The sequence below is a fragment of the Falsiroseomonas sp. RANM36 genome, assembly GCF_056682175.1.
This window is the reverse complement of record NZ_JBWXTD010000008.1, coordinates 186,916-192,724: the sequence shown is the minus strand read 5'-3', so window position 1 is coordinate 192,724 and position 5,809 is coordinate 186,916. Positions and strand designations below refer to the sequence as shown.

The following is a 5,809-nucleotide window of genomic DNA, read 5'->3' as shown; positions in this document are numbered from 1 at the left end:
GCGTGGGGCCCCCGGGCATGGGCCCCCGCGCCCCCCCCCCCGCCCCCGCGGGGGCGGCGCGCCGCCCGGGGCGCGCCGGGCGCCGGCCGCAGAGGCGAAGCGCATCACCGCCTCGATCGGCTGGCCCTCCGCGATCGCCAGCGCATAGGCGCCGTGGAACACGTCGCCCGCGCCCGTGGTATTCGTCGCCGCCACGCGGAAGGCGGGCGTGCGCCGCGGCGCCGGATCCCGCTGCGTCATCCAGAGCGTGCCCTTCTCGCCCTGCGTCACCGCCGCCACCTGGCAGCCATCCTCCAGCGCGCGCCGCAGCGCCTCCGCCGGCTTCTTGCCGGGCGCGTAGTTCGCCAGGCCCGGCACCGAGAACACCGCATGATCTACGCGCGGGATCAGCTCCATCAGGATGCGCGTCTCGGTCTTCTCGCCGTCGATCACCGTCGGCACGCCCTTCGCGCGGGCATGGTCCAGCGCGCGCGCCGCGCCTTCGGGCCAGCGGGGATCGCAGAGGAAGGCCTGCGCGGTGTCGATGCGCGCCAGCGGCAGCCAGTCGGGATCGGTGCCGAGATTCTCGCCGCGATAGGCATAGATGCTGCGCTCGCCCATCGGGTCCACCAGCACCGCCGAGACCGGCGTGCGCCCGCCCGGCGCCAGGCGGCATTGCGAGACGTCCACGCCCTGCTCGGCCAGCGCATCGAGCAGCGGGCGGCCATTGAGGTCATCCCCGACCCGCCCCCAGAAGACGCAGTTGCCGCCGAGGCGGCTGACGGCGATGGAGGCATTCGCCGCCAGCCCGCCGGCGCCGAGCGCGTAGCTCCGCGCGCGGTTCTTGGAGGGCGGCTGCACGATCTCGTCCACATGGAAGGTGTGGTCCATCACCACGCTGCCGAGGCAGACGACAAGGGGGCGCGGGTCGGTGGGCATGGGCGTCAGGCTGCCCGCCGATGCGGCGCCGCGGCAAGACAAGATTGTGCCACAGGCGCCGGCGCGGGGCGGCGCGGCGCTACGCGTTCAGCCGCGCCAGCACGTCCAGCATCGTCGGCGAGACGTCGGTGTGGTGGTGCACCATGCGCCAGCCGCCGGCCTCGCGGCGGTAGATGTTGGTCACCCGGTGCTCGACCGTGGCGGTGAGGCCGCCGAGGGTGAGCGTGCCGGTCTCGATGCCGACCTCATAGGCCATGTCGCCGGCCGTCTCGATGTGCTGCCCGGTGAGGCGGATGTCGCCGGCGGAGGCGATGCCGGCGACGCGGTCGAAGCTGCCGCCGACCTCGCTCCAGCCGGTGTCGCGCCCGCCGATCGGGTGCAAAGCGGTCACCGTCGCGCCCTGCGACCAGATGCGGGCCATCGCGCCGGCCTCGCCCTTCGCCATGCGGTTCAGCGCGGCGTAGAAGGCGGCGGAGGCGGTGCGGACTTCCTGTTGCGTGGACATTGCTGCTTCCCTTCGGATCGTCGGCGCGGCCTGTTCCGCGCCCGGACATCCTTGCGCCCGGGGGCCGCGGCGAACGAGGTTGGTTTCCGTCGGCCGATGGTCGAAACTGGACAGCGTGCGAAACGCCCCCTCCACCGCCGCGCGCCGGCACGGCCCGGTCACGCCGGTCGGCTACCGGCCTCCGGCGGGCTATGCGCTCGACATCGAGGTCTTCGCACTGTCGGAGCTGCGGCGGCGGGCGGGCGACGTCGCGCGGCGCGGGCATGAGCGCATCGACTTCCACTGCCTGCTCTTCGTCGCCGCCGGGCGCTATGTGCATCTGGCCGATTTCACCTCGCTCGCCTGCACGCCCGGCACGCTGATCGTGCTGCAGCCCGGCCAGGTGCATCACTTCGGCGATCTCTCGGGCTGCGAGGGCTGGATGCTGCTGTTCCGCTCCGAGCTGCTGGACCCGCGCGCGGCGGGCGGCGCGAAGCCGGCCCGGCTCGAGGCGATGCAGCAGCTCGAGGAGCTGCCGCTGCGGATGCAGCTTTCCGCCGCCGCGCGCCCGGCGGCGGAGGAGGCCTTCGCGCGCATGGCGAAGGATGCGCAGGGCGACGCGACGCGGCTGCGCAACGCGCTGCTGCGCAGCCAGATGGAGGCGCTGCTGCTGCGCCTGCATCTCGACCGCGGCGCGGCGGCGGAGGATGCCGTGGAGCCCGCGCCGCTGCGCCGCTTCCGCCGCTTCCGCGCGCTGGTCGAGCGCGACTTCGCGCAGCGCCACACGCTCGCGCCCTATGCGCGGGAGCTCGGCTGCTCGGAAAAAAGCCTCGACCGTGCGGTGCGCACGGTCTCCGACCGGAGTGCCAAGGCCATGCTGACGGACCGCATCGTGCTGGAGGCGAAGCGCCTGCTGGCGCATACGCTGCTGCCGGCGGCGAATGTCGGCTACGCGCTCGGCTTCAGCGAGCCGACCAACTTCGCGAAGTTCTTCCGGCGGGAGACGCGGCTGACGCCGGGCGCCTTCCGCGCGCGGCTGCGCCGCGGCACGGCGACGGACGCCGAGGCCCGGGCATGAGGCACGCCGTGGATCGCAGGGCGACCGGGCGCCCCGCGGAGCCGCCCCTGCCCGACTGGCTGCGCGCGCGGCTGCTGCATGTCGGGCCGGACCTGCTCGTGCTCGACAAGCCCGCCGGCCTGCCGGTCTCGGCGCGATCCGGCGATTCGCTGGAGCGCTGGCTGCCGGCGCTGCGCATGGGCAAGCGGCGCGACCCGCAGCCGGCGCACCGCCTCGATGCCGACACGTCCGGCTGCCTCGTGCTCGGCCGCACCGCGCCGATGCTGGCGCGGCTCAACGCGCTGTTCGCGGAACGGCGGGTGGAGAAGCTCTACTGGGCGGTGCTGCGCGGCGCATTGCCCGGCGACAGGGGCACGGTGGACGCGCCCTTGCGCAAGGTCAGCACGCCGCAGCGGGGCTGGCGGATGGAAGCGCATCCCGCCGGCGACCCGGCGCGCACCGCCTGGCGCGTGCTCGGCCGCGCGCCGGGGATGACCTGGGTGGAACTGCGGCCCGAGACCGGGCGAACGCACCAGCTACGCGTGCATTGCGCGACGCTCGGCGCGCCGATCGTGGGCGATGCGATGTATGGCGGCGGCGCGGGGACGCTGCACCTGCTGGCGCGCGGGATCGCGCTGCCGCTCGATCCCGCGCTGCGCATCACGGCGCCGGTGCCGGCCCATATGCGGGCGGCGATCGCGGCCTGCGGCGGCGCCTGATCGCCGCGCTCACGATCACCTCGATGGCCAACGGCAGCAGGGCGGAGAGCAGGATGACGCCCCATCCCTCTCGCGCCCGTGGCGTTGCCCACGCCGCGCGCGGTGCCGGCAGCGCAGCCTGCCGCCGCGCAGGCACGCGCGACGCCCGCCTGCTCCCTTCGCGGTTGGCCCAGGCGCGCGTGAACTCGGCGCCGGCCAGGAAGATCAGGGCGGAGTAGTAGATCCAGACCAGCAGGATGATGAGCGCGCCGGCCGTCCCGAACCCCGCCGCGACGTTGCTGTGCCCGATGTAGAAACCGATCGCCGACTTGCCGATGGTGAACAGGACAGCCGTCGCCGCCGCGCCGATGGCGACGTCGCGCCACGCCAGGCGACGGTCCGGCAGCAGCTTGAAGATCGCCGCGAAGAGCAGGGCGAGGACCAGCACGGTGACCGCGGTGTCGAGCGCCGCGACGACGAGGGCGCCGCCCGGGACCGCCCGCGTCAGCCAGGCGCCGAGCGCGGAGATCGCCGCGCTGGCCGCCAGCGACGCGATCATGATGAAGCCGGTCGCGGCGACGAGCCCGAGCGCGGCAGCCTTCGCCCTGACGAAGCGGGAGACGGTCTCGGCGACGGTGTCCGCGTCGGGCGTCTCGGTCTTCCAGATCGCATTGAGCGCCGATTGCAGCGCCCCGAAGGTGCCGCTCGCCGTCAGCAGGAGCGTCGCCAGGCCGATCGCCAGCGCCCAGCCGCCGCGGGCGTCGCCGAGCGCCGAACTTGCCATCATGCGCACCGCGTTCGCGCTCTGCGCGCCGACCATCGCGGTCAACTGATCGGCCAGGGCCTTGTCCACCTGCTCCTGGCCGAAGACGAGGCCGGCTATGCCGGTGGCGATGAACAGCAGCGGGCCCACCGAGAACAGGGTGAAATAGGCGATGGCGGCGGCGCGCGTCAGGCAGTCGTCGGCCAGGAATCCCTGGCCGGCATCCTTCAGCATCGCCCAGATGGTCTTCATGGTCCGCGCTCCGTTGCGCCCTGCGGGGCACCGGCCGGCGCGCGGGTCGCAGCACGACCGGCCGACCCGCCGGTGACGCGGCGCTTGCCGCCGCCGGCAGCCGGCGGCGGCCAACCGCTCATTGGGCGCGCCGCCCGGTGCGCCGCGCGCCGCCCTCGGCGATCGCGGTCAGCGTGCGGTCGGCCTTCTCCTCCTCGGCCAGCGATTCGCCCAGCAGCCTGGCCGCCTCGTCATGGCCGAGCACCGTCGCCCAGCGCCGGAGCGTGCCGTACCGCGTGATCTCGTAGTGCTCCACGGCCTGGGCGCAGCCGATGAGCCCCTCGTCCAGCACCGGCGTGCCCGCGTATTCCTCGAGCACCTCCGCGCCCTCCGCGGTGATCCCGTCGATGGCGTCGCACGTCTTGCCCTGGGCGCGCTTGCCGATGATCTCGAACACCCGCTGGAGACGCTCCACCTGCATCTCCGTCTCGCTGATGTGCTCCTCGAAGGCGGATTTCAGCGCCTCCGACTCGGCGCCGCGCACCAGTTTCGGGAGTGTCCGCAGGACTTTCCGCTCGGCGTAGTAGATGTCCTTCAGGGTGTCGTGGAACAGGTCGTCAAGCGTCTTGGCCTTGGCCATCGGTGCCTCCTGGCGGTCGGTGTGCGCCCGGGCAACGCGCGAATGGCCTCGGCGTTGCCGGCCGTCGGATCGGCCCGCCGGCGACAGCGTCGTTCACGGAAAGGCATCGCGGCGCGGCCGCGCATCGCCCTGGCACGATTCGGCCATCGATTTCGGGCGGCGTTCCGGCCGATGGGGCTAGGCTCCCCTGACGCCATGAGGATGGCGACGGCCACCACGCCGGCCGGCGAAACGGCAGAACGGAGAAAGACCGATGGACCTCACCCGTCGCACCGCCCTGGCCGCCGGCCTCGGCCTTGCCGGCAGCGCGATGCCGGGCGCCCCCGGCCATGCCAACTGGGACGGCCCGGCGCTGCGCGGCATCGAAGGGCTGGCCGAGTTCGCCCACGCCGTCGAGGCCTACACCTATGGCTATCCGCTGGTGACGATGGAGATGACGCGGCGCGTCATGACCAATGTCGCGACGCCCACCGGCAACCGCGGGCCGATGGGCCAGCTCATCAAGGCCCGCAGCTATCCCGACGCGTCCTTCCGCGACGTCACGGCGCCGAACGCCGACACGCTCTACACCACGGCCTGGGTGGACCTCTCGAACGAGCCGTGGGTGTTCAGCATCCCCGACATGAAGGGGCGCTACTTCCTGTTCCCGATGCTCGACGCCTGGACCAACGTGTTCCAGGTGCCGGGCACCCGCACCACGGGCACGGGCGCACAGACCTACGCGATCACCGGGCCGGGCTGGCGCGGCACGCTGCCCGCCGGCGTCCGGGAGCTGAAGGCGCCGACCAACATGGTCTGGATCCTCGGGCGCATCTACTGCACCGGCACGCCGGAGGACTACGCCGCCGTGCATGCGCTGCAGGATGCCTGCAGGCTGGTGCCGCTGAGCGCCTGGGGCCGCGACTGGACGCCGCAAGCGGGCCGGGTGGATCCGGCCGTGGCATGCGCCGTCAGCAAGCCCGGCCGCGGCGGCGGCGGGCCGTGACAGCGCTGGCGCCGGGCGCCCCGCCCCGCACCC

The 5,809-nt window shown here is 73.6% G+C and carries 7 protein-coding genes; 3 read left to right on the top strand and 4 right to left on the bottom strand.

Annotated elements, in window-relative coordinates:
* Together AC1MIR_RS26580 and AC1MIR_RS26575 are read right to left on the bottom strand one after the other, a co-directional pair.
* On the bottom strand, nucleotides 1–918 hold a 918-nt coding region (locus AC1MIR_RS26580), incomplete at its 3' end, for a PfkB family carbohydrate kinase (RefSeq protein ID WP_480031185.1).
* 79 nt (nucleotides 919–997) lie between these two features.
* The gene (locus tag AC1MIR_RS26575; protein WP_480031184.1) at nucleotides 998–1,423 is read right to left on the bottom strand and encodes a YybH family protein; all 426 of its coding nucleotides are present in this window, start codon (nucleotides 1,421–1,423) and stop codon (nucleotides 998–1,000) included.
* A gap of 115 nt (nucleotides 1,424–1,538) precedes the next feature.
* Between AC1MIR_RS26575 and AC1MIR_RS26570 the strand changes: the two genes are divergently transcribed.
* Both AC1MIR_RS26570 and AC1MIR_RS26565 read left to right on the top strand, forming a co-directional pair.
* A complete protein-coding gene (locus AC1MIR_RS26570; RefSeq protein ID WP_480031183.1) occupies nucleotides 1,539–2,480 on the top strand; it encodes an AraC family transcriptional regulator in 942 nt (313 codons plus the stop codon).
* Nucleotides 2,481–2,488: 8 nt separating this feature from the next.
* Nucleotides 2,489–3,178 (top strand): RluA family pseudouridine synthase, encoded by a 690-nt coding sequence (locus AC1MIR_RS26565; RefSeq protein WP_480031182.1) that lies wholly within the window; start codon nucleotides 2,489–2,491, stop codon nucleotides 3,176–3,178.
* Here AC1MIR_RS26565 and AC1MIR_RS26560 read toward each other — a convergent pair.
* Together AC1MIR_RS26560 and AC1MIR_RS26555 are read right to left on the bottom strand one after the other, a co-directional pair.
* Entirely contained in the window at nucleotides 3,120–4,172 is a 1,053-nt protein-coding gene (locus AC1MIR_RS26560) for a YihY/virulence factor BrkB family protein (protein ID WP_480031181.1), read from the bottom strand. The genes AC1MIR_RS26565 and AC1MIR_RS26560 overlap by 59 nt on opposite strands.
* A 118-nt stretch (nucleotides 4,173–4,290) precedes the next feature.
* Complete coding sequence (locus AC1MIR_RS26555) at nucleotides 4,291–4,791, bottom strand: YciE/YciF ferroxidase family protein (protein WP_480031180.1); 501 nt, start codon at nucleotides 4,789–4,791, stop codon at nucleotides 4,291–4,293.
* A 253-nt stretch (nucleotides 4,792–5,044) separates the two neighbouring features.
* Between AC1MIR_RS26555 and AC1MIR_RS26550 the strand changes: the two genes are divergently transcribed.
* On the top strand, nucleotides 5,045–5,776 hold the full coding sequence (locus tag AC1MIR_RS26550) for a DUF1254 domain-containing protein (RefSeq protein WP_480031179.1): 732 nt from the start codon (nucleotides 5,045–5,047) through the stop codon (nucleotides 5,774–5,776).
* Nucleotides 5,777–5,809: the final 33 nt, after the last annotated feature.

What these genes read in the sequence shown, in the direction of transcription:
- AC1MIR_RS26560 (WP_480031181.1), bottom strand. Translation starts at nt 4,172, where the DNA reads ATGAAGACCATCTGGGCGATGCTGAAGGATGCCGGCCAGGGATTCCTG.
- AC1MIR_RS26550 (WP_480031179.1), top strand. Translation starts at nt 5,045, where the DNA reads ATGGACCTCACCCGTCGCACCGCCCTGGCCGCCGGCCTCGGCCTTGCC.
- AC1MIR_RS26575 (WP_480031184.1), bottom strand. Translation starts at nt 1,423, where the DNA reads ATGTCCACGCAACAGGAAGTCCGCACCGCCTCCGCCGCCTTCTACGCC.
- AC1MIR_RS26555 (WP_480031180.1), bottom strand. Translation starts at nt 4,791, where the DNA reads ATGGCCAAGGCCAAGACGCTTGACGACCTGTTCCACGACACCCTGAAG.